The sequence below is a fragment of the Streptomyces sp. NRRL S-1022 genome, from assembly GCF_000720135.1.
GTDB lineage: Bacteria > Actinomycetota > Actinomycetes > Streptomycetales > Streptomycetaceae > Streptomyces.
Map to the genome: position 1 here is coordinate 135,668 of NZ_JOIU01000012.1, position 22,596 is coordinate 158,263.

The window sequence follows — 22,596 nt, forward strand, 5'->3', positions numbered from 1 at the left end:
CGGAGGGCCGGGAAGCGCCGACTGCGGAATTTCGGTCGCGCTGGATGCGGACAGGCAACCCGCTGGTCGCCTATGTTGGCGGTGACGAAACTGTGGACGATGCCCGGGGGTGCTGAGGCCCCCCGCAGGCATCATGTGGAGGAGGCGCTGTGAGCAGCGACCCGTGGGGCCGCGTCGACGAGACGGGGACCGTGTACGTGCGTACGGCCGACGGCGAGCAGGTCGTCGGTTCCTGGCAGGCCGGCTCCCCCGAGGAGGCGCTGGCCTACTTCGAGCGCAAGTACGAGGGCCTGGTTGTCGAGATCGGCCTCCTCGAAAAGCGCGTACGGACCACCGACCTGTCGACGAAGGACGCCCAGGCCGCCATCGACCACTTGCGGGAGCAGGTGGACGCCCACCACGCGGTCGGTGACCTGGCCGCGCTGCGGACGCGGCTGGACAAGCTCGTCGAGACCGTCGAGGCGCGCCGCGAGGAGCGCAAGGCGCAGCGGGCCAAGCAGTCCGACGAGGCCCGCAAGGCCAAGGAGGACCTGGTCACCGAGGCGGAGCAGCTCGCCCGGTCCGACCAGTGGCGAGCGGCCGGTGAGCGGCTGCGCGCTCTGGTGGACACCTGGAAGGGCCTGCCCCGCCTGGACCGCAAGTCCGACGACGAGCTGTGGCACCGCTTCTCGCACGCCCGCTCGGCGTTCTCCAAGCGCCGCAAGGCTCACTTCGCGCAGCTGGACGCGCAGCGCGAGGAGGCCCGCCGCGTCAAGGAGCGGCTGGTCGGCGAGGCCGAGGCGCTGTCCGGTTCGACGGACTGGGGCCCCACGGCCGCCCGGTACCGCGAGCTGATGGCGGAGTGGAAGGCCGCGGGCCGCGCCCAGCGCGAGCACGAGGACGACCTGTGGAACCGCTTCCGCGGCGCCCAGGACGTGTTCTTCGCCGCCCGCAGCTCGGTGTTCGCCGAACGGGACGCGGAGCAGACGGAGAACCTGAAGCTGAAGGAGGAGCTGGCCGAGGAGGCCGAGAAGCTCCTGCCGGTCGGCGACCTCAAGGCCACGCGCGCCGCGTTCCGCTCGATCAACGAGCGCTGGGAGGCCATCGGTCACGTCCCGCGGGACGCCCGGCCCAAGGTCGAGGGCCGGATGCACACCGTCGAGCGGGCGATCCAGGAGGCCGAGGAGGCCGAGTGGCGCCGGACCAACCCGGAGGCGCGCGCGCGTGCCGAGGGACTGACCGGTCAGCTGCAGGCAGCCGTGGACAAGCTGAAGGCGCAGATCGAGCAGGCGCGCGCCCAGGGCAACAACGCCAGGGCCGACAAGCTGCAGAAGGAGCTGGAAGGCCGTGAGGCGCTGCTGGAGCAGGCTCTGAAGGGCCTCCAGGAGTTCGGCGGCTGACACACTCCCCCGAGCAGCCGGAAGGGCCCCGTACGCGCGTACGGGGCCCTTCCGCATGGGCGGTCCGGCCCGGCGGGCGGGTGCTACGACCGGGTGCGTCCGGAGGTCACGCGGTACACGTCGTACACGCCCTCCACGCCCCGCACGGCCTTCAGGACGTGGCCGAGGTGCTTGGGGTCGCCCATCTCGAAGGTGAACCGGGAGGTGGCCACCCGGTCGCGGGAGGTCTGCACGGCCGCCGAGAGGATGTTGACGTGCTGGTCGGACAGCACCCGGGTGACGTCCGAGAGCAGGCGCGAGCGGTCCAGCGCCTCGACCTGGATGGCGACCAGGAAGACCGAGGACTGGGTGGGCGCCCACTCGACGTCGAGGATGCGCTCCGGCTCCCGGGACAGCGACTCGACGTTGACGCAGTCGCTGCGGTGCACCGACACCCCGCTGCCGCGGGTGACGAAGCCGATGATCGGGTCGCCGGGCACCGGCGTACAGCACCGGGCCAGCTTGACCCACACGTCCTCGACGCCCTTGACCACCACGCCCGGGTCGGCGCTGGAGCGGCGCTTGCGCCCGCGGGTGCGCGACGGCGGGACCGCCTCGTCGATCTCCTCGGTGGCCGCCTCCTCGCCGCCGAGGGCCTGGACGAGCTTCTGCACGATGTTCTGCGCCGAGACATGGCCCTCGCCGATCGCCGCGTACAGCGCGGAGATGTCGGAGTAGCGCATCTCGTGGGCGAGCGTGACCAGCGAGTCGCCGGTCAGGATCCGCTGGATCGGCAGATTCTGCTTGCGCATGGCCCGCACGATGGCGTCCTTGCCCTGCTCGATGGCCTCGTCCCGGCGCTCCTTGGAGAACCAGGCGCGGATCTTGTTGCGGGCCCGCGGTGACTTGACGAAGCCGAGCCAGTCCCGGGACGGCCCGGCGCCGGCCGCCTTGGAGGTGAAGACCTCCACCAGGTCGCCGTTGTCCAGGGTGGATTCGAGCGGTACGAGACGGCCGTTGACCCGCGCTCCTATGGTGCGGTGGCCGACCTCGGTGTGGACGGCGTACGCGAAGTCCACCGGGGTGGCACCCGCCGGCAACGCGATGACGTCACCCTTGGGCGTGAAGACGAAGACCTCGTTGCGGGACAGGTCGAAGCGCAGGGACTCCAGGAACTCGCCCGGGTCCTCGGTCTCCTTCTGCCAGTCCAGCAGCTGGCGCAGCCACGCCATGTCGTTGAGGTGGTCGTCCTTCTTGCCGGCCCTGGGCACGTCGGTGCGGACCTTGGAGGCGCCGGCGACGGCCTCCTGCTTGTACTTCCAGTGCGCGGCGATGCCGTACTCGGCGCGGCGGTGCATGTCGAACGTGCGGATCTGCAGCTCGACCGGCTTGCCGTTGGGGCCGATGACCGTCGTGTGCAGCGACTGGTACATGTTGAACTTGGGCATCGCGATGTAGTCCTTGAACCGGCCGGGGACCGGGTTCCATCGCGCGTGCACGGTGCCGAGGGCGGCGTAGCAGTCGCGCACGGTGTCGACCAGGACGCGGATGCCCACCAGGTCGTAGATCTCCGCGAAGTCACGGCCGCGGACGATCATCTTCTGGTAGACGCTGTAGTAGTGCTTGGGGCGGCCGGTGACGGTCGCCTTGATGCGGGCGGCGCGCAGGTCGGCCTGGACCTCGTCGGTCACTATGGCGAGGTACTCGTCCCGCTTCGGGGCGCGCTCGGCCACCAGCCGTACGATCTCGTCGTACATCTTGGGGTAGAGGATCGCGAAGGCGAGGTCCTCCAGCTCCCACTTGATGGTGTTCATGCCGAGGCGGTGGGCGAGCGGGGCGTAGATCTCCAGCGTCTCGCGCGCCTTCTTCTCCTGCTTCTCGCGCTTGAGGTAGCGCATGGTGCGCATGTTGTGCAGGCGGTCGGCGAGCTTGATGACCAGGACCCGCGGGTCCTTGGCCATGGCGACGACCATCTTGCGCACGGTCTCGGCCTGCGCGGCCTCGCCGAACTTGACCTTGTCCAGCTTCGTGACGCCGTCGACGAGGAGGGCGACGGTGTCGCCGAAGTCGCGGCGGAGCTGGTCCAGCCCGTACTCGGTGTCCTCGACGGTGTCGTGCAGCAGCCCGGCCATCAGCGTGGCCGGGTCCATGCCCAGCTCGGCGAGGATGGTGGTGACGGCGAGCGGGTGCGTGATGTACGGGTCGCCGCTCTTGCGCTTCTGGCCGCGGTGCCAGCGCTCGGCGACCTGGTAGGCGCGCTCGATCTGGCGCAGCGTGGAGTTCTCGATCTTCGGGTCGTTGCTGCGCACTATCCGCAGCAGCGGCTCCAGGACCGGGTTGTACGGGTTGGCGCGCTGGACACCGAGGCGGGCGAGGCGGGCCCGGACGCGGTTGGAGGAGCCGGTGCGGGCGGGCTGCGCGGCCGGCTGGCGCACCACGGGGGGCTGGACCGGGCGCTCGGGCGGGGCCGGCTTGGGGCGCGAGGACTCGGCGCTCTTCTCGACGGGCGCGGACTGGGCGTGCTCGACCGTCCCGCGGGTGTCGTTCTTCACCTGCGAAGTGCTCGGCGCGGGCTTCGCCGCGGGCGCCGAGCCGGGCTCGGGCTTGGCGGCGGTCAGGTGCTGGGCCTCGTCTGGCAAGAGGGCTCCTCGTGCGCGTTCCGGGTCCCCCGGTCAGGCTCCGGAGACCCCATGGTATCGATCCTGCGCCCGGTCATCGCCTGCAGGCGGCTGTGAGGACCGTCTGTCCGTGGAACACCGGGGGCCGTCGCGGGATTCCGGGGAGGTGACGGGCGGGTGGTGCGGGGGTGGTCCCGGAGGGTGCGGGGCGTGTCCGGCTGGTGGCTTCCGGGTGCCCCGTGCCGGGCGGTTCTCCCCTCGGTGTGCCGGCGGGTGCCGGGAACGCGGACGGCCGCCCCGGCGATGCCGGGGCGGCCGTCCGCGGGTGTGGCTCAGACCTGGAGGAGCGCCTCCAGCGGGGCGCCTTCCAGGGCCGGTTCCAGGCGGGCGCGGCCGTCGAGGAAGCCCAGTTCCATGAGGACCGCGAGGCCGGACACCTCGGCGCCCGCGCGCCGGATGAGCTGGATCGCGGCCTCGGCGGTGCCGCCGGTGGCCAGGACGTCGTCCACGATCAGCACGCGGTCGCCGGCGGCCAGGTCCTCCGCGTGCACCTCGATCTCCGCCGAGCCGTACTCCAGGTCGTACGCCTGGCGCAGGGTGGCTCCGGGCAGCTTGCCCGCCTTGCGGACCGGGATGAATCCCAGGCCCGCGCGGACGGCGACCGGGGCGCCGAGGATGAAGCCCCGGGCCTCCAGGCCGACGATCTTGGTGGCGCCGGTGTTGGCGGCGATCTCGGCCAGCGCGTCGGTGAGCGCGGTGAAGGCCGCCGGGTCGGCCAGGAGCGGGGTGATGTCCTTGAACATCACGCCCGGCTCCGGGTAGTCGGCGACGTCACGGATGCGGCTGAGCAGCAGTTCCTGGATGTCGGTCATCCGCGCTTCCCCGGGGTGCGGCCACGGCCGCGGCCGCGGGCCGCGGACTGGCTGCGCGGGCCCACCACGGCGGGCTCGCCGGCGTCGGCACCGGCGCCGTGGGCCTCCGTGAGGTCCTCCTCCGCACCGGCCTGGGCGCGCTTGGCCAGGACCCGCTTGGTGAGGGCCTTCATCGCCGGCTCGCGCTCCTTGAGATCGGCGACGAGCGGCGTGGCGATGAAGATCGACGAGTAGGCACCGGCCGCGAGACCCACGAACAGCGACAGGGAGATGTCGTTGAGCGTGCCCGCGCCGAGGAAGCCGCCGCCGATGAAGAGCAGACCGGCGACCGGCAGCAGGGCGACGACCGTGGTGTTGATGGAGCGGACCAGGGTGCCGTTGATCGACCGGTTGGCGATGTCGCTGTACGTCCAGCGGGTCTGCTTGGTGATGTCCTTCGTCTGCTCCTTCAGGCTGTCGAAGACGACGACCGTGTCGTAGAGCGAGTAACCGAGGATGGTCAGCAGACCGATGACCGTACCGGGCGTGACCTCGAAGCCGACCAGGGCGTAGATACCCGTGGTGATGGTGATGTCGTGGATCAGCGCCACCAGGGCCGCGATGGCCATGCGCCACTCGAACGCGATGGCCAGGTAGATCACGACCAGGACCATGAAGATCGCCAGGCCCTCCCAGGCCTTGTTGGCGATCTGCTCGCCCCAGCTCGGGCCGACCAGGTCGGCGGCGAGCTTCTCAGGGTCGAGGTTCAGGTCCTTGGCCAGCTCCTGCTTGATCCGGTCGGACTGGCCGGTGTCGATGCCCGCGATCTGGATGCGCAGGCTGCCGTTGCCCAGCTTCTGTACGACCGACTGGTGGCCCGAGGCCTCGTTGGCGTACTCCTCGGCCTTGGCCACCGAGGTGCTCATCTTGGTCGGCGTCGTGAAGACCGCGCCGCCCTGGAACTCGATGCCCATGTTCAGGCCGCGCACCGCCAGGCCGAGGATGGCCGTGATGGTGATCAGGATCGAGACGCCGTACCAGATCTTGCGCTTGCCGACGAAGTCGTACGAGATCTCGCCGCGGTGCAGTCGAGCGCCGAGGCTGCCGAGTTTCGACATGTTCACGCCTCCTTCGGGTCGGCAGGGCCGGCGACGGGACCGGCGGGACGGCGGGTGCGGCGCAGCGGCGGCTTGGCACCCAGGCTCTTCGGGTCGAGGCCGGACCACTTGTGGCCGTCCGCGAAGAACCGGCGGCGGGCCAGGAGCGTCATCAGCGGCTTGGTGAAGAAGAAGACGACGACGACGTCGAGGACGGTGGTCAGACCCAGCGTGAACGCGAAGCCCTGGACCTTGCCGACCGTGACGATGAACAGCACCGCGGCGGCCAGGAACGACACGAAGTCCGAGACCAGGATGGTGCGCCGGGCGCGCGGCCAGGCCCGCTCCACGGCGGGGCGCAGGGAGCGGCCCTCACGGATCTCGTCCCGGATGCGTTCGAAGTACACGATGAACGAGTCCGCGGTGATACCGATGGCGACGATGGCACCGCAGACGGCCGGCAGGTTCAGCGCGAAGTGGATGGCCGGGCCGAGCAGCGCCATGATCACGTACGTGAGGATCGCGGAGACCAGCAGGGACGCCATGGCGACGATCGACAGGCCGCGGTAGTAGACCACCAGGTAGATCACGACCAGCGCGAGGCCGATGGCGCCGGCGAGCAGACCGGCGCGCAGCTGCTCACCGCCGAGCGCGGCGGTGACGGTGGTGACGGACTGCTCCTGGAAGGACAGCGGCAGGGCGCCGTACGACAGCATGTTGGCGAGGCTCTGCGCCTCCTCCTGCTTGAAGCTGCCGGAGATCTCCGCCTGGCCGCCGGTGATGGCGGTGCTCACGTACGGGCTGGAGACGACCTCGCCGTCCAGGACGATGCCGAACTCGTTCTGCGGGGGCTGGTTCTTGGCCAGCTCGCCGGTGATGTCGGCGAACTTCTTGGCCCCGCCGCCCGTGAAGGTCATCTGGACCTGCCAGCCGGCGGCGCCCTGGGTGTCGAAGACGGCCTGCGCCTTCTTCACCTCGGTGCCGTCCACGGCGGCCGGGCCGAGGAGGTACTTGTACCAGGCGTTGTTGATCTGGCCGCAGGCCACGGTGGAGTCGCCGGGCTTGGCGTTCTTCCCGGCGTTGGCGCGGTCGGAGGCCTTGGTGCAGTCCAGGGCCGCGTACTGGGCCTGGAGCTTGGCCGCCGTGTTGGAGCCGCCGCTCGCCGAGGCCGACGGGGTGGCCGAGGGGCTGCCCGAGGGCTTGCCGCTGCCGGAGGCGCTCGGCGAGGGAGTGGAGTCGGCCTTCAGCGCGTCGCTGACGGCGCGGCCCTGGGAGGTCGCCGAGGCCGTGGGGGACGTGGAGCCGGACGACGACGCCTTCTCCTTGGAGGAGGCGGCCGGCGACGGGCTGGTGCCCGGCTTGGGCGAGGAGCTGCCGCTGGAGGACGCGCTCGGCGAGGGCGTCTTCGCGGCGGCGCCGCTGGGCTCGCTGGCCAGGACCGGCCGGAAGTACAGCTTTGCGGTGGTGCCGACCTGCTCCTGCGCCTCCTTGGAGTTGGTGCCCTTGGGGATGTTGACGATGATGTTGTCGTTCCCCTGGGTCTGCACCTCCGACTCGGAGACACCCAGGCCGTTGACACGGCGGTTCATGATGTCGACCGCGGTGTCCATGTTGGCCTTGTTGATCGCGGACCCCTGGTCGGCCTTCGCCTTGAGCGTGATGCTCGTACCACCGGCGAGGTCGATACCGAGACGCGGAGTGGTGTGCCCGGAGAGGAACATCCCTCCGGTGAGCGCCACGATGGCGATCAGGATGAGGGCCAGCGAGCGCCCTGGCTTGCTCTGGGCGCTCGCGCTTCGGCCCCTCTTAGGTGCTGCCACCTTCTCGTACTCCCTCTCGGGCCGCCCCGCGCCCGGTCGGCGCGGTCGGCCATGACATGGTGTCGGGCTCCCCTGCGGGAAACAGACGCGCCCGGGATACGCGGGGCGCCATCATGCCGCCGTCGCGCCTCCCGGGGCGTGACTACTTCGCGTCGGAGTCGCCGTCGGTCTTCTTCGGCTCGTCCTGCGCCTTCGCCTCGGCGGCACCGGCCGCGTCGGCGTCCTCGACGGCGTCCTTCTTACCGAGGTCGATCTTGTCGTCGGAGGCGGCGGCAGCGGCGGCAGGCCCGTCGGTCTCGTCGGTCTCGGTGAGGGAGGAGGCGTCGTCCGGGACGAGGCCGGCGTCGGACTTCAGATCGTGCTCGATGCCGTGGACGATGCGGTTGTACTCGTCGTCGGTGAGGACGGCGCCGATGGCGTTCTTGGCGAAGAGGAGGTCGACGCCCGGCCCGGCGTCGAGGAGGACCGTGTCCTCGTTGACCTCCTTGACCGTCGCGTACATGCCCCCGATCGTGCGGACACCGGAGCCGGGCTGCATCTCGTTCCGCATCTGGGCGGCCTGCTGCTGCTTCTTCTTGGCCGAACGCGTCATCAGGAACATCGCCGCGATGAGCACGATGAACGGGAGAAGGGTATAGGCATTCACGGGACGGAATTTCCTTCGCGCGACCGCGCGGGTGAGCGGCCAGTTGGATGGGGGTGTGGTCGGCGCCGCCCACAAGGGCGGCATCGGCGGAGTCTAAGCGAGTCCGCTTGCATGGAACAACGCTCAGCATGGCACCTGGGTTCCTGCCCGGGCCATAGCCCTCGCCGGGCCGCCGCCATCACGCCCCGAACAGGTCCTGTTGTCCGTTTCCCGTGGCCGCGGGGCGCGGCGGGGTGAGGCCGAGGTGCGCCCAGGCCGCCGGCGTGGCCACCCGGCCCCGGGGGGTACGGGCCAGCAGACCCTCCCGGACCAGGAACGGTTCGGCGACCTCCTCGACGGTCTCCCGCTCCTCCCCCACCGCGACGGCCAGCGTGGACAGGCCGACCGGTCCGCCGCCGAACAGCTTCAGCAGGGCCTCCAGGACCGCGCGGTCGAGCCGGTCCAGTCCGCGCGCGTCGACCTCGTACACGGCCAGGGCGGCGGCGGCGATGTCGCGGGTGATCAGCCCGTCGGCCTTGACCTGCGCGTAGTCGCGGACGCGGCGCAGCAGGCGGTTGGCGATGCGGGGCGTGCCGCGGGAGCGGCCGGCGATCTCGGCGGCGCCGTCCGGCTCGATCCCGACGTCCAGCAGGGCCGCCGAGCGGTGGACGACCCGCTCCAGCTCGTGCGGCTCGTAGAACTCCATGTGCGCGGTGAAGCCGAAGCGGTCGCGCAGCGGCGGGGGCAGCAGGCCCGCGCGCGTGGTGGCGCCGACCAGGGTGAACGGCGGCAGCTCCAGCGGGATCGCGGTGGCGCCGGGGCCCTTGCCGACGATCACGTCGACGCGGAAGTCCTCCATCGCCATGTACAGCATCTCCTCGGCGGGCCGGGACATGCGGTGGATCTCGTCCAGGAAGAGGACCTCGCCCTCCTGGAGGGAGGAGAGGATCGCGGCCAGGTCGCCGGCGTGCTGGATGGCGGGGCCGGAGGTGATGCGGATGGGGGCGCCCATCTCGGCCGCGATGATCATCGACAGCGTGGTCTTGCCGAGGCCGGGCGCGCCCGAGAGCAGCACGTGGTCGGCGGTGGCGCCCCGCGCTCGGGCGGCGCGCAGCACCAGGTCGAGCTGTTCGCGGACCTTCTCCTGGCCGATGAACTCGCCGAGGTCCTTGGGGCGCAGGGCGGCCTCGACGGCCTGGTCCTCCCGGTCGGCGACCGGGCCCACCAGCCGCTCGCCGGCGGGCCCGGCGAGCCCCTCCTCGCCGGGGGTGCCGGCCGTGTCGTCCCAGTTCACGAAGTTCTCCTAGCGGGTGGCGCGGGTCAGCGGGCGCGGTTCAGGGTCTGCAGGGCGGCCTTGAGCAGCTGTCCCACCTGGGGTGTGCCGCCGGCCTCCGCGGCCTGGGGCGCGACGGCGGCCACCGCCTCGTCGGCCTCGCGGGTGGCGTAGCCGAGGCCGAGCAGGGCCGCGTGCAGCTGGTCGCGCCAGCCCTGGCTGACCGGCGCGCCGACGGCGGGGGCGCCGACGGGCTCGCCGAGCCGGTCCTTCAGTTCCAGCAGCAGCTTCTGGGCGCCCTTCTTGCCGATGCCGGGGACGGCGGTGAGGGCCTTCTCGTCACCGGTGGCGACCGCGCGGCGCAGCGCGTCCGGGGTGTGCACGGCGAGCATCGCCTGCGCCAGGCGCGGTCCGACGCCGCTCGCGGTCTGCAGCAGCTCGAAGACCTGGCGTTCGTCGTCGTCCGCGAAGCCGTACAGGGTGAGCGAGTCCTCGCGGACGACGAGGGAGGTGTGCAGCTTGGCCGGCTGGCCGGTCCGGAGCGTCGACAGCGTGTTCGGCGTGCACTGGACGGCCATGCCGACACCGCCGACCTCGACGACCGCTGTGTCGGGGGCGAGCGCGGCGACCGTGCCGCTGACGAAGGCGATCATGCCGTACGGCCTTTCGTTGCGTGGGCTGCCTGCCGGGCGACGGCCTGCTGGAGCCGGTTCTGGGCGGGGGCCCGCCAGATGTGGCAGATGGCGAGCGCGAGGGCGTCGGCGGCGTCGGCCGGTTTCGGCGGCGCGGCGAGCCGGAGCAGCCGGGTCACCATGGCGCCGACCTGCGCCTTGTCGGCGCGACCGCTGCCGGTGACGGCGGCCTTGACCTCGCTGGGGGTGTGCAGGGCGACCGGGATGCCGCGCCGGGCGGCGCACAGCATGGCGACGGCGCTGGCCTGGGCGGTGCCCATCACCGTGCGCACGTTGTGCTGGCTGAAGACGCGTTCCACCGCGACGCACTCCGGCCGGTGCTCGTCCAGCCACTGCTCGATGCCCTGTTCGACGGCGAGCAGCCGGTGGCCGAGGTCGGCGTCCACGGGCGTGCGGACGACTCCGACGCCGATCATCGTGAGCGGGCGGCCCGCGACCCCCTCGACCACGCCGACACCGCACCGGGTCAGCCCGGGGTCCACCCCCAGTACGCGCACCGCGCCCCTCCCTCGGATCCCTCGATCACCTGTTTGTGCAGGCTATCGGGTCCCACTGACAATGACGGCGGGCCGGTGGGACGTGTCCCACCCTTCTTCGCGCCCTCCTCGTCCAGCTCGACCTGCATGGTCGGGACGAAGTTGGCCTCGGCGGAGTCGTAGTCGATGCCGGCCTCCTGGAGGGCGGTGCGGACCGCGACCAGGTCGGTGGCCTCGCTGATGACCTCGAAGGTCTCGCCGAGGTCGTTGACCTCCTCGGCGCCCGCGTCCAGGACCGCCATGAGGACCTCGTCCTCGGTCAGCTCACCCTTGGGGACGATGACGACGCCCTTGCGGTTGAACAGGTACGACACCGAGCCCGGGTCGGCCATCGAGCCGCCGTTGCGGGTCATGGCGACGCGGACCTCGGAGGCGGCGCGGTTGCGGTTGTCGGTGAGGCACTCGATGAGCACCGCGACACCGTTCGGGCCGTAGCCCTCGTACATGATCGTCTCGTAGTCGGCGCCGCCGGCCTCCAGGCCCGCGCCGCGCTTGACCGCGGAGTCGATGTTCTTGTTCGGGACCGACGACTTCTTCGCCTTCTGGATGGCGTCGTACAGCGTCGGGTTGCCCTCGGGGTCCGCGCCGCCCATTCGCGCCGCGACCTCGATGTTCTTGATGAGCTTCGCGAAGAGCTTGCCGCGCTTGGCGTCGATCACGGCCTTCTTGTGCTTCGTCGTGGCCCATTTAGAGTGGCCGGACATCTGCCTGTCTCCTTCGCGTAACCCATCCAGATACGAACGCCAGAGATCCTACCGGGACTCGCGTCCTACTCCGGTGTCCGGTGCGCGCGCACCATGTCGACGAACAGGGAGTGCACGCGGTGGTCGCCGGTCAGTTCGGGATGGAACGACGTGGCGAGCGCGTTGCCCTGGCGTACGGCGACGATGTGGCCGTCGTGCTCCGCGAGCACCTCGGTCCCGGCGCCCACGGACTCCACCCAGGGGGCGCGGATGAAGACGCCCTCCACAGGATCGCCCGGGATGCCCTGGACGTCGAGTGCGGCCTCGAACGACTCGTTCTGCCGCCCGAAGGCGTTGCGGCGCACGATCATGTCGATGCCGCCGACGGTCTCCTGGCCCGAGCGAGGGTCGAGGATCTTGTCGGCGAGCATGATCATGCCCGCGCAGGTGCCGTAGACGGGCATGCCGGCCCGCACGCGCGCGCGGAGGGGCTCCATCAGGCCGAACAGGTGGGCCAGCTTGGAGATGGTGGTGGACTCGCCGCCGGGCAGCACGAGACCGTCCACCTCGGCGAGTTCCTCGGGGCGCCGCACCGGCCTGGCCACGGCGTCGGCCGCGGCCAGGGCGATGAGGTGCTCCCGTACGTCGCCCTGGAGAGCCAGGACGCCTATGACGGGGGTGTTCATGTGATCCGGTGCCTTACCAGCCGCGGTTGGCGTAGCGCTCGGTCTCGGGGAGGGTGTCGCAGTTGATGCCGACCATGGCCTCGCCGAGGTTGCGGGACGCGTCCGCGATGATCTTCGGGTCGTCGTAGAAGGTGGTGGCCTTCACGATGGCGGCGGCACGCTTGGCCGGGTCGCCGGACTTGAAGATGCCGGAGCCGACGAACACGCCCTCGGCGCCGAGCTGGCGCATCAGGGCCGCGTCGGCCGGGGTGGCGACGCCGCCGGCGGAGAAGAGGACCACCGGGAGCTTGCCCAGCTCGGCGACCTCCTTGACCAGCTCGTACGGGGCGCGCAGCTCCTTGGCGGCGGCGTACAGCTCGTTGTTGTCGTAGCCGCGCAGGCGGGCGATCTCGTTCTTGATCTGGCGCAGGTGGCGGACGGCCTCGACGACGTTGCCGGTGCCGGCCTCGCCCTTGGAGCGGATCATCGCGGCGCCCTCGGCGATGCGGCGCAGGGCCTCGCCCAGGTTGGTCGCGCCACACACGAACGGGGTGGTGAAGGCCCACTTGTCGGAGTGGTTGACCTCGTCGGCCGGGGTGAGCACCTCGGACTCGTCGATGTAGTCGACGCCGAGGGACTGGAGCACCTGGGCCTCGACGAAGTGGCCGATGCGGGACTTGGCCATGACCGGGATCGAGACGGCGTCGATGATGCCCTCGATCATGTCCGGGTCGGACATGCGGGCCACGCCGCCGTCCTTGCGGATGTCGGCCGGGACCCGCTCCAGCGCCATGACGGCGACGGCGCCCGCGTCCTCGGCGATCTTCGCCTGCTCCGGCGTGACGACGTCCATGATCACGCCGCCCTTGAGCTGCTCGGCCATGCCGCGCTTCACGCGGGCGGTGCCGGTCTCGGGAGCCTGGTTCTCGATGGTGGACACGGGTGACCTCACTGAAGTGAAAGGTGGTTGATGCTTCACCGAGGAAACGCGAGTGGACCAGGCCACAGCAAGGGCCAATGGCAAGCCGGTGGATCCTTTTCGCTCACCGGCGCCCGGCGTGCGGTCAGGAGACCCGCTCCACCAGGGCGGCCGGCGGCTCGTCGTCCATCTCGAAGGCCAGCGGGAAGGGGGCATGGCCGGCCAGCCGGAACCAGCGGACCTTGCGGTGCTCGCGGAGCCGGCGGGCGGCGCCCACGGTGTCGTTGTGGAAGCGGCGGGCCATCGGCACCCGGCGGACCGCCTCGGCCAGCTCACGGGCCGCCTCCTCGCCGCCCGGGGCCTCGCGGACGGCCTCCACCTGCGCGGGGTCCTCGAAGACCGCGCGCAGCGCCTGGCTCAGCTCGCTCTCGGCGACCTCCCGCTGCTCCTCCTCGGCCTGCCGGGCCGCGTGCGCGGCCTCGTACAGCACGATCGAGGCGGCCGGGTCCAGCACGCCCGAGGTGGCCAGCTCCTGCGCCACGGAGGCCCGCCGCAGCAGCTGGGCGTCGAGCGCGGCCCGCGCGGCGTCCATCCGCACGTGCAGCCGGTCCAGCCGCCCGGCCGTCCAGCTGAGGTACACGCCGACGGCGAAGAGCGCGACGAGGATCCAGATGAGGGTTGCGGTCACGGGCGAAGGCTATCGGCTGCCCCACCGGCCCCCACGCGCCAGCCCGGCGCCGACGGCCCCGGCACCGGCCACCCTGCCCTGCACCGACCGCCCTGTCCGCCAGGCCCCGGCACCGGCACCGACCGCCCTGCCTGCACCGACCGCCGTGCCGTCGGCCCGGCACCGTGCGGAGCCGCCCGGCCCCCGGTCCGCCGCGAAGGCCCGCGCGCCCGTCCCCCACCGACCCGAGCGGCCCCGGGCATGCGGCCCGCGCGGGACCACAAGGCCCCGCCTGGCCGCACCGGGAGCGCCCGGGCACGCCCCCGCCGGGCAGGACGGACCGACCGGGCCCCGCCTCAGTCCCGGGCCAGTCCGAAGCGGGCCCGCAGGCCCGTCGTCCGTTCGTCCGCGGCGACCGCGGCCGCGCCGGCCGTCACCGTCTCGTAGACGGAGAGGATGTCCGCGCCGACCGTCGACCAGTCGAACCGCCGTACATGGGCGCTGCCGCGCTCGCGCAGCTCCGTGCGGCGCGCCGGGTCCTCCAGCAGGCGTACGGCCGCCTCGGCCAGCGCGTCGGCGTCCTCGTTGGCGAACACCTCGCCGGCCTCGCCCTGGTCGAGGACCTGCACGAAGGCGTCCAGGTCGGCGGCGAGCACGGGGGCACCCGCCGACATCGCCTCGACCAGGATGATGCCGAAGCTCTCGCCGCCGGTGTTCGGCGCGACGTACAGGTCGACGCTGCGCAGCAACCGGGCCTTGTCCTCGTCGCTGATCATGCCGAGGAACTCCACGCGGGAGCGCAGCTCCTTGGGCAGGTCCTCGACGGCCGCCTCGTCGTCGCCGCGCCCCGCGACCAGCAGCCGGGTCTGCGGACGGGCGGCGAGGATCCCGGGCAGCGCCTTCATGAGGACCGGCAGGCCCTTGCGGGGCTCGTCGATGCGGCCGATGAAGCCGATGGTGTCGCCCTGCCACTCCGGCCTGGGCTCGGCCTTGGCGAAGAAGTCCACGTCCACGCCGTTGGGGATGACCACCGCGTCCCCGCCGAGGTGCTCGACCAGTGTGCGGCGGGCGTACTCGCTGACCGCGATCCGCGCGCTGATCTTCTCCAGCGCGGCCTGGAGGATCGCGTACGCGGCGATCATCGCGCGCGAGCGCGGGTTGGAGGTGTGGAAGGTGGCCACGATCGGGCCGGACGCCGCCCAGCAGGTCAGCAGGCCCAGCGAGGGCGAGGTCGGCTCGTGGATGTGCACCACGTCGAAGCCGCCCTCGTGCAGCCAGCGCCGCACCCGCGCGGCCGACAGGAAGCCGAAGTTCAGCCGGGCCACCGAGCCGTTGTACGGCACCGGGACCGCGCGGCCGGCGGAGACGACGTACGGCGGCAGCGGGGTGTCGTCGTCGGCCGGGGCGAGGACGGACACCTCGTGGCCGAGGCGGAGGAAGTACTCGGCGAGGTCGCGGATGTGGAACTGGACGCCACCGGGCACGTCCCAGGAGTACGGGCAGACGATCCCGATTCTCACGCGGGTCCCTTCGCGGGGTCGAGGTCGGCGAGCCACAGCCGTTGCAGCATGTGCCAGTCCTCGGGATGCTCGGCGATCCCGGAGGCGAAGGCGTCGGCCAGGGCCTGTGTCATGACAGACGTCTTCTCGGCCCGCGTACCTGACGCGGGGACCTCGACCGGGGGATGCACGCGGCCCTTCATGACGGGCGAGTCGTCGTACCAGAGGGTGACGGGCAGCAGCAGCGCGCCGGTCTGCTGGGCGAGCAGGGCCGGTCCCGCGGGCATGCGGGCCGTCTCTCCGAAGAAGCCGACCTCGACGCCGGAGGCGGACAGGTCGCGGTCGGCGACCAGGCAGACCAGGCCGCCGTCGCGCAGCCTGCGGGCGAGCGTGCCGAAAGCGGAGCCGCCGCTGTGCGGCAGGACCTCCATGCCGAGGCCCTCGCGGTAGGCGACGAAGCGGTCGTAGAGCGTCTCGGGCTTCAGGCGCTCGGCGACCGTCGTGAACGGCGTCTCCAGCTCGGTGGTGACCCAGGCGCCGGCCAGGTCCCAGTTGGCCAGGTGGGGCAGGGCGAGGATCACGCCCCGGCCGGAGGCGAGCCCGTCGGTCAGATGGTGGACGTCCTTGGGATCGAAGCCGCCCCTGACGCGCTCGGCGCTCCAGGCCGGCAGCCGGAAGGACTCCATCCAGTAGCGCAGGTACGAGCGCATGCCCGCGCGGGACAGCTCGGCGAGCCGCTCCGGACCGGCGTCGGGCACCACGCGCGCGTAGTTCGCCTCCAGGCGCAGCACGCCCTTGCCGCGCCGCTTCCACGCGAGGTCGGCGATGGTCCGGCCGAGGCGCACCGCGGCCGGCTCGGGGAGCTTCTTGACGGTGCTCCAGCCGAGTCCGTACAGCGCGTCGGTGAGCCGGTCGGCGGTGCTCACTGGGCCACCTCGCCGGCGGCGGCCCGGGCCGCCGCCTCCGCCTCGGCGGACTCGCGGCGGACGGTGACGACCCGCTGGACCAGGGTGACCAGGCTGCCCACGGCGACGATCCACAGCGCGATCGGCAGCAGCCACTGGATGCCCGGGACGCCGAACTTGTGCAGGCCCGCGAAACCGGCCGCGACCAGCGAGATGACCAGCCGCTCGGCGCGCTCGACGAGCCCGTTGACGGCGACCGGCAGCCCGATCGACTCGCCGCGCGCCTTGGTGTACGACACCACCTGGCCGCTGGCCAGGCAGAAGATCGAGACGGCGCACAGCACGTTGTCGTCGCCGCGCCCGGCGTACCAGAGCGCGAAGCCGCCGAAGATCGCGCCGTCGGCGACCCGGTCCAGGGTGGAGTCAAGGAAGGCGCCCCAGCGGCTGGAGCGGCCCAGCTGACGGGCCATGTTCCCGTCGACCAGGTCGGAGAAGACGAACAGGGTGATCACGATCGTGCCCCAGAAGAACTCGCCCCGGGGGTAGAAGACCAGCGCGCCCGCGACCACACCGGCCGTGCCGAGGAGTGTGACCGTGTCGGGGCTCACGCCCCGGCGGATGAGAAACGCGGCGAACGGTGTGAGGACACGCGTGAAAAATGCACGCGCGTACTTGTTCAGCATGGCCTTCCCGACGGTCGGTGTCGCCGCGGCCCGTGGTGGCCGCCGGCTGGCCCATCGTAGCCACGCGCGCGTGCACGTGACGGGCGGGCACCCGCAGCCGCGCCGTGAACCGGCGCGCACCCCCGCGCGCGGAGCGTGCGTGACACGGAGGGTGTCCCGTGAGCACCCTTCGTAGTCCTTCGTATGGACGACACGTGACGGGAGTGGAAAGCTCGAATAACCGCGGGCGTCGCCGGAGCCGCCAGCACGCGGCTTGCGCGTGTCCCGCGCCCACAGTGACCTCACCGTGCACGGGAGGCAGGATCATGGGCGACAAGGCACAGTCACACCACCCCGGAGCCGCCGGCAGGGCTCTGACGGCCGACCGACCCGCGTCCGTACGGAACGTGGTGCTGGTCGGCCACTCCGGATCGGGAAAGACGACCCTCGTGGAGGCCCTCGCGCTGACCGCGGGGGCGGTGAACCGGGCGGGCCGGGTCGAGGACGGCGGCACCGTCTCCGACTACGACGACATCGAGCACCGGCAGCAGCGCTCGGTGCAGCTCTCCCTGGTGCCGGTCGAATGGGACGGCATCAAGGTCAACCTTCTGGACACCCCCGGCTACGCCGACTTCGTCGGGGAGCTGCGGGCCGGTCTGCGGGCCGCGGACGCCGCCCTGTTCGTCGTCTCGGCCTCGGACGGGGTCGACGGCTCGACCCGGATGGTGTGGGAGGAGTGCGCGGCCGTCGGCATGCCCCGCGCGATCGTCATCACACACCTGGAGGCCGCGCGCTCCGACTTCGAGGAGATGACCCGGACCTGCGCCGAGGCCTTCGGCGGCGACGACCCGGACGCCGTCCTGCCCCTGTACCTGCCGCTGCGCGGCCCCGAGGGCCCGGACGGGCACGCGCCCGTGACCGGCCTGGTCGGCCTGCTCTCACAGAAGCTGTTCGACTACTCGACCGGGGAGCGCAAGGAGTCCGAGCCCGGCGAGGACCAGCTGCCGGACATCGAGGAGGCCCGCAACCGGCTCATCGAGGGCATCATCGCCGAGAGCGAGGACGAGACCCTCATGGACCGCTACCTGGGCGGCGAGACTGTCGACATCAAGACGCTGGTCGAGGACCTGGAACGGGCCGTGGCCCGCGGATCCTTCTTCCCCGTGCTGGCCGCCGCCCCCGCCGCCGAGGGCGCCAGGCAGGGCCTCGGCACGGTCGAGCTGCTGGAGCTGATCACCGGCGGCTTCCCCACTCCGTTCGAGCACCCCCTGCCCGGGGTCACCACCGTCGACGGGGCGCCGCGCGAGCTGAAGCCGTGCGACACGGACGGCCCGCTGGTCGCCGAGGTCGTCAAGACCTCCTCCGACCCCTATGTCGGCCGGATCTCGCTGGTCCGCGTCTTCTCCGGCACGCTGCGCCCCGACCGGACGGTGCACGTCTCCGGGCACGGCCTCGCCGACCGCGGGCACGAGGACCACGACGTCGACGAGAAGATCGGCGCCCTGTCCATGCCCTTCGGCAAACAGCAGCGCCCGGTCACCCACGCCGTCGCCGGCGACCTGGTCTGCGTGGCCAAGCTGAGCCGCGCCGAGACCGGCGACACCCTCTCCGCCAAGGACGACCCGCTCCTGATGGAGCCCTGGCAGATGCCCGATCCGCTGCTGCCGCTCGCCATCCAGGCGCACAGCAAGGCCGACGAGGACAAGCTCTCCCAGGGCCTGTCCCGGCTGGTCGCCGAGGACCCGACCATGCGCCTGGAGCAGAACCAGGACACCCACCAGGTCGTCCTGTGGTGCCTGGGCGAGGCCCACGCGGACGTGGCCCTGGAACGGCTGCGCCACCGCTACGGCGTCCAGGTCGACGTCGTCCCGCACCGGGTCTCGCTCCGGGAGACCTTCGCGACGAAGGCCGGCGGGCGCGGCCGGCACGTCAAGCAGTCCGGCGGGCACGGCCAGTACGCCATCTGCGAGATCGAGGTCGAGCCGCTGCCGGGCGGCTCGGGCATCGAGTTCGTGGACAAGGTGGTCGGCGGCGCGGTGCCCCGCCAGTTCATCCCGTCCGTCGAGAAGGGCGTCCGGGTCCAGGCCGCCAAGGGTGTCGCCGCCGGCTACCCCCTGGTGGACGTGCGGATCACGCTGCTGGACGGCAAGGCGCACTCGGTGGACTCCTCCGACGCCGCCTTCCAGACGGCGGGCGCGCTCGCGCTGCGCGAGGCCGCGGCGGACGCCAGGATCCATCTGCTGGAGCCGGTCGCCGAGGTGACCGTGCTGGTCGGCGACGAGTACGTGGGCGCCGTGATGAGCGACCTGTCCGGCCGCCGCGGCCGGTTGCTAGGCACCGAACAGGTGGGCACCGGACGGACGCTGATCCGGGCCGAGGTCCCCGAGTTCGAGATCGGCCGGTACGCCGTCGACCTGCGCTCGCTCTCGCACGGCACGGCCCGCTTCGACCGGCGCTACGCCCGGCACGAGCCGATGCCCCCGCAGATCGCCGAACGCATCCGCGAACAGGCCGGGGACGAGGGGTAGTACGCCGGCGCACGGGCGGGCGGCTTCGGCCGTCCGCCCCCGCGCTGTCGGTGCCGGCGGATACGCTGATCACCTGATCACGGCGTGCCGCAGCCGGCCGGTCACCGGCCGGTACCGGCACGGCGGGGCGGTCAACAGGTGTGCGGAGCAGGGAAGTCGGGAAGGCCGCAGGCACGGCACCGGCGGCGATGGGGGCGGGAATGTCGTTTGGAACGGAGTGGGACGGGCCCCAGGTACCCGTCTCGGGTGACGAGGGGCAGGCGGCGACCTCCGCGCTGGCCTCCGCCGCGTACCGGGACAGCCCGCTCGCGGACATCAAGAAGGCCGACAACGAGTGGCACCAGTCGGCCGTCAAGCCCGGCCGGCTGAAGCTGTTCAGGCCCAATCTCGGCGAGGCGTTCTCCCGGGCCCTGGTGGACCGGATGCTCGCACCCGGCCGCAAGCCGCTCATCCAGTCCTTCGGCTCCGAACCGCAGTTCGTCGTCGAGCACGCCCTTGCCGCCAACAACATCCGCCGGGAGCGCGACAACCGGCTGACGGCCATCACCGTCGTGTGCGGCCTGCTCTTCCTGCCCGGGCTGCTCGGCTGGCTGCTCGTCTTCCAGCTGCGCACGCTCGTCACCCGGCGCGACGACAAGCGGGCAGGCGCCCTGGCCACCGCGCTGCTCCTGGGCGTCGGCCTGCTCGCCGCGCTGTTCCTGATCAAGATGCCGTTCACCGGCTTCTGGGCGTGGTACGCGCGCGCGTCGGTCGTCGTCCCCGTGCTCGGCTGGTTCTGGGCCAAGCAGGTCTGTGAGAGCACCGCGAGGGATCTGCGGGCCCGCTGGGACGGCCTGCTCTCGGGCACCAGCGTCGGCGCCAAGGTGCCGGAGGCCGTGCCGCGCGGCCCCGGCCAGACCGCCGCCGAGGAGCTGCGCCAGTCCCTGGCCCGGCTGAGCGCCGAGCAGCAGTCCAACTCCGTCTTCTACGCCGGTCCCAAGGGCATACTCGGCATGGGCACCCGCTGGGGCGCCTGGCAGCTCGCGGAAGACCTCGTGTCCGCCGACCCCGGCCGGGAGATCCACCCCTTCCGCAGCTGGGACGTCGTGCGCGCGATCCACGACCAGCTGTCCCTGCTGGAGCGCGGCCCGCTGAACACCGGCGGCTTCCCCAAGCCGTCGATACGGCACTGGATCGTCACCCCGATCGGTGAGAAGGCCACGGCGGTGTCCCGGCCGGAGGGCACCGATGTGGAGGCCTTCCAGGTCAAGCCGCACGCCATACAGGACATCTGCAACAAGCAGCAGTTCGGCAGCGGTGACCGGCACTACCTGGGCGTGCAGTGGACCCTCTGGGACGGGCAGCTGGTCATCACCATGCTGATCACCGTCACCGTGCTGCACGAGACGCTGCGCATCGAGGTCACCGGGCACGCGCTGGGACCGGTGAACCCGCTGTTCACCAGCAAGCCGGAGGCGCCGACCAAGGAGGTCGCGAAGTCCCTGAAGCCCTGGGAGAACCGCACGATCAAGCTGCCGCTGGTCACCGCCGACGAGGTGGTACGGCTCGCCGCGCGCGCCCCGCTGACCTGGTACCCGCCGCTGCTGAACTGGCTGGGCGGCTCGCTGGGCCTGCCCGAGCCGTTCGGCCTGCGGCACGCCTGGGCCGACCAGCCGTGGCGGCACCGTTTCATGGCCGACGACGCGCTGCGCGCCGCCACCCCGGTGCTGCGGGTGGTGCACTCGGCGGCGATACGGGTCCTGGAGGAGAACGGCGTGGCCACGGAGAAGTTCGGTGCCCGCTCGGCGTTCCTGAGCGGCAACGTCCAGGACCCGACGCCCCGGAAGGCCGACCTGTACGACGCGTGAGCGCTGCCCGCGGCGGGGGCACCGCGGGTCTACGCGGGCCAGGCCTCCGCGAGCATCTTCCGGGTGTCCGCCAGCAGCTGGGGCAGCACCCGGGTGTGGCCCACGACCGGCATGAAGTTCGTGTCGCCGCCCCAGCGCGGGACGATGTGCTGGTGCAGGTGGGCGGCGATGCCGGCACCCGCGACGCCGCCCTGGTTCATCCCGATGTTGAAGCCGTGCGCGCCGGACGCGCCGCGCAGCGCCGTCATGGCCTGCTTGGTCAGCTCCGCCAGCTCGGCGGTCTCCGGCCCGGTCAGCTCCGTGTAGTCGGCCACATGCCGGTACGGCACGGTCATCAGGTGACCGCCGTTGTACGGGTAGAGGTTGAGCACGGCGTACACGTGCTCGCCCCGCCGGACGATCAGCCCGTCCTCGTCGGACATGGCCGGGATCGCGCAGAAGGGGCAGCCGTCGTCGGCCCCAGGACCGGTCGGCTTGTTCTCGCCCTGGATGTAGGCCATCCGGTGGGGCGTCCACAGGCGCTGGAACGCGTCCTGCGTCCCCACTCCGATCTGCTGCTCCGGCTCACTCGTCATGCTAGGCAGCATATGGCTTCACCCCTTCCCGGCGTGTCGCCGGGGCGGCCGGTGGACGCTCTCCGGCCAAGCTTGGCCGGTGGACGACGACAGCCGTACGCGGTACTGGGAACGCTGGCAGGGGCGCGCCGCGCTGCCGCTCGGCATCGCGTCGCTGCTCTACCTGGCCGGCTACGCGACGCACGTGCTGGCGGCGGACCTGCCCCCGGCCTCACACGACGTCCTGTGGGCGGTCATGGGGGCTTCCTGGGCGGTGTTCATCGTCGACTACGCGGTGCACTGGCGGCTGAGCGGCCGGGGGCTGGGCTTCGTGACCCGTCACTGGCTGGACACGCTGGTCATGCTGCTGCCGCTGCTGTGGCCGCTGCGCATCGTGCGGCTGTACGACGTGGTCCAGCGCAGGCGCGGCCGTGCCCGTCTCAGGCTGCACGCGCGCGTGGTGCTCTACGCCGGGCTGTCCGCACTGCTGCTGGGGTTCTCCGGCGCGCTCGCCGTGTACCAGCAGGAGCGCGGGGCCCCGCACGCCACGATCCGTACCTTCGGCGACTCGCTGTGGTGGGCCGCCTCGACCCTGTCGACCGTCGGGTACGGCGACGTCACCCCCATCACACCCGGGGGCCGCACGATCGCCGTCGGCCTCATGGTCTGCGGCCTCGCCCTGCTCGGCGCGGTGACGGGGTCGGCCTCGTCGCTGTTCCTCCAGCGGTTCTCCCTGGAGGAGGACGAGGACAGGGAAAGGCCCCCGGGACCGTGATCCCGGGGGCCCTCCGCGCTCA

18 protein-coding genes and 2 pseudogenes are annotated in these 22,596 nt (G+C 72.0%); 4 read left to right on the top strand and 16 right to left on the bottom strand.

The window, feature by feature from the left end; genetic code table 11:
* Positions 1-149: 149 nt before the first annotated feature.
* Positions 150-1,379: a DUF349 domain-containing protein gene (locus IG05_RS0118370; RefSeq protein WP_030343870.1), complete on the top strand. Its 1,230-nt coding sequence runs from the start codon at positions 150-152 to the stop codon at positions 1,377-1,379.
* Positions 1,380-1,462: 83 nt separating this feature from the next.
* On the opposite strand, the gene IG05_RS0118375 is transcribed toward IG05_RS0118370, so the two are convergent.
* The 15 genes and pseudogenes from IG05_RS0118375 to pgsA all read right to left on the bottom strand — a co-directional run bounded on the left by IG05_RS0118375 (position 1,463) and on the right by pgsA (position 16,946).
* On the bottom strand, positions 1,463-3,997 hold the full coding sequence (locus IG05_RS0118375; protein WP_030343872.1) for a RelA/SpoT family protein: 2,535 nt from the start codon (positions 3,995-3,997) through the stop codon (positions 1,463-1,465).
* A gap of 311 nt (positions 3,998-4,308) precedes the next feature.
* Positions 4,309-4,848: an adenine phosphoribosyltransferase gene (locus IG05_RS0118380; RefSeq protein ID WP_030343873.1), complete on the bottom strand. Its 540-nt coding sequence runs from the start codon at positions 4,846-4,848 to the stop codon at positions 4,309-4,311.
* Positions 4,845-5,945 (bottom strand): protein translocase subunit SecF, encoded by a 1,101-nt coding sequence (gene secF / locus IG05_RS0118385; RefSeq protein ID WP_030343875.1) that lies wholly within the window; start codon positions 5,943-5,945, stop codon positions 4,845-4,847. Before secF ends, IG05_RS0118380 begins: the two co-directional genes overlap by 4 nt.
* A gap of 2 nt (positions 5,946-5,947) precedes the next feature.
* A complete protein-coding gene (gene secD, locus IG05_RS0118390; protein ID WP_199808340.1) occupies positions 5,948-7,744 on the bottom strand; it encodes a protein translocase subunit SecD in 1,797 nt (598 codons plus the stop codon).
* A 142-nt stretch (positions 7,745-7,886) separates the two neighbouring features.
* Complete coding sequence (yajC, locus tag IG05_RS0118395; protein ID WP_030343878.1) at positions 7,887-8,390, bottom strand: preprotein translocase subunit YajC; 504 nt, start codon at positions 8,388-8,390, stop codon at positions 7,887-7,889.
* A gap of 178 nt (positions 8,391-8,568) precedes the next feature.
* Positions 8,569-9,663, bottom strand: a complete 1,095-nt coding sequence (gene ruvB / locus IG05_RS0118400) for a Holliday junction branch migration DNA helicase RuvB (RefSeq protein ID WP_030343879.1) — start codon at positions 9,661-9,663, stop codon at positions 8,569-8,571.
* Between the two features lie 26 nt (positions 9,664-9,689).
* A complete protein-coding gene (gene ruvA / locus IG05_RS0118405) occupies positions 9,690-10,295 on the bottom strand; it encodes a Holliday junction branch migration protein RuvA (RefSeq protein ID WP_030343881.1) in 606 nt (201 codons plus the stop codon).
* The gene (gene ruvC, locus IG05_RS0118410) at positions 10,292-10,831 is read right to left on the bottom strand and encodes a crossover junction endodeoxyribonuclease RuvC (RefSeq protein WP_030343883.1); all 540 of its coding nucleotides are present in this window, start codon (positions 10,829-10,831) and stop codon (positions 10,292-10,294) included. Before ruvC ends, ruvA begins: the two co-directional genes overlap by 4 nt.
* Before the next feature lie 92 nt (positions 10,832-10,923).
* Positions 10,924-11,574 (bottom strand): annotated as a pseudogene (locus IG05_RS0118415) (YebC/PmpR family DNA-binding transcriptional regulator); the annotation flags it as partial.
* Positions 11,575-11,639: 65 nt separating this feature from the next.
* A complete protein-coding gene (pdxT, locus tag IG05_RS0118420) occupies positions 11,640-12,239 on the bottom strand; it encodes a pyridoxal 5'-phosphate synthase glutaminase subunit PdxT (protein ID WP_030343886.1) in 600 nt (199 codons plus the stop codon).
* 13 nt (positions 12,240-12,252) lie between these two features.
* Positions 12,253-13,158, bottom strand: a complete 906-nt coding sequence (gene pdxS, locus IG05_RS0118425) for a pyridoxal 5'-phosphate synthase lyase subunit PdxS (RefSeq protein WP_030343887.1) — start codon at positions 13,156-13,158, stop codon at positions 12,253-12,255.
* Positions 13,159-13,282: 124 nt separating this feature from the next.
* A complete protein-coding gene (locus tag IG05_RS0118430) occupies positions 13,283-13,825 on the bottom strand; it encodes a membrane protein (protein ID WP_030343889.1) in 543 nt (180 codons plus the stop codon).
* Between the two features lie 335 nt (positions 13,826-14,160).
* Positions 14,161-15,324: a glycosyltransferase family 4 protein gene (locus tag IG05_RS0118435; protein WP_030343891.1), complete on the bottom strand. Its 1,164-nt coding sequence runs from the start codon at positions 15,322-15,324 to the stop codon at positions 14,161-14,163.
* Complete coding sequence (locus IG05_RS0118440) at positions 15,321-16,229, bottom strand: phosphatidylinositol mannoside acyltransferase (protein ID WP_030343893.1); 909 nt, start codon at positions 16,227-16,229, stop codon at positions 15,321-15,323. Before IG05_RS0118440 ends, IG05_RS0118435 begins: the two co-directional genes overlap by 4 nt.
* A pseudogene (gene pgsA / locus IG05_RS0118445) lies at positions 16,226-16,946 on the bottom strand (phosphatidylinositol phosphate synthase). Before pgsA ends, IG05_RS0118440 begins: the two are co-directional and overlap by 4 nt.
* 250 nt (positions 16,947-17,196) lie before the next feature.
* Between pgsA and IG05_RS0118450 the strand changes: the two are divergent.
* Entirely contained in the window at positions 17,197-19,398 is a 2,202-nt protein-coding gene (locus tag IG05_RS0118450) for an elongation factor G-like protein EF-G2 (RefSeq protein ID WP_030343896.1), read from the top strand.
* A gap of 200 nt (positions 19,399-19,598) precedes the next feature.
* A complete protein-coding gene (locus IG05_RS0118455) occupies positions 19,599-21,245 on the top strand; it encodes a hypothetical protein (RefSeq protein ID WP_030343897.1) in 1,647 nt (548 codons plus the stop codon).
* A 29-nt stretch (positions 21,246-21,274) separates the two neighbouring features.
* On the opposite strand, the gene IG05_RS0118460 is transcribed toward IG05_RS0118455, so the two are convergent.
* Positions 21,275-21,832, bottom strand: a complete 558-nt coding sequence (locus IG05_RS0118460) for an HIT family protein (RefSeq protein ID WP_030343899.1) — start codon at positions 21,830-21,832, stop codon at positions 21,275-21,277.
* 67 nt (positions 21,833-21,899) lie between these two features.
* Between IG05_RS0118460 and IG05_RS0118465 the strand changes: the two genes are divergently transcribed.
* Positions 21,900-22,574 (top strand): potassium channel family protein, encoded by a 675-nt coding sequence (locus tag IG05_RS0118465; protein ID WP_030343900.1) that lies wholly within the window; start codon positions 21,900-21,902, stop codon positions 22,572-22,574.
* Positions 22,575-22,596: the final 22 nt, after the last annotated feature.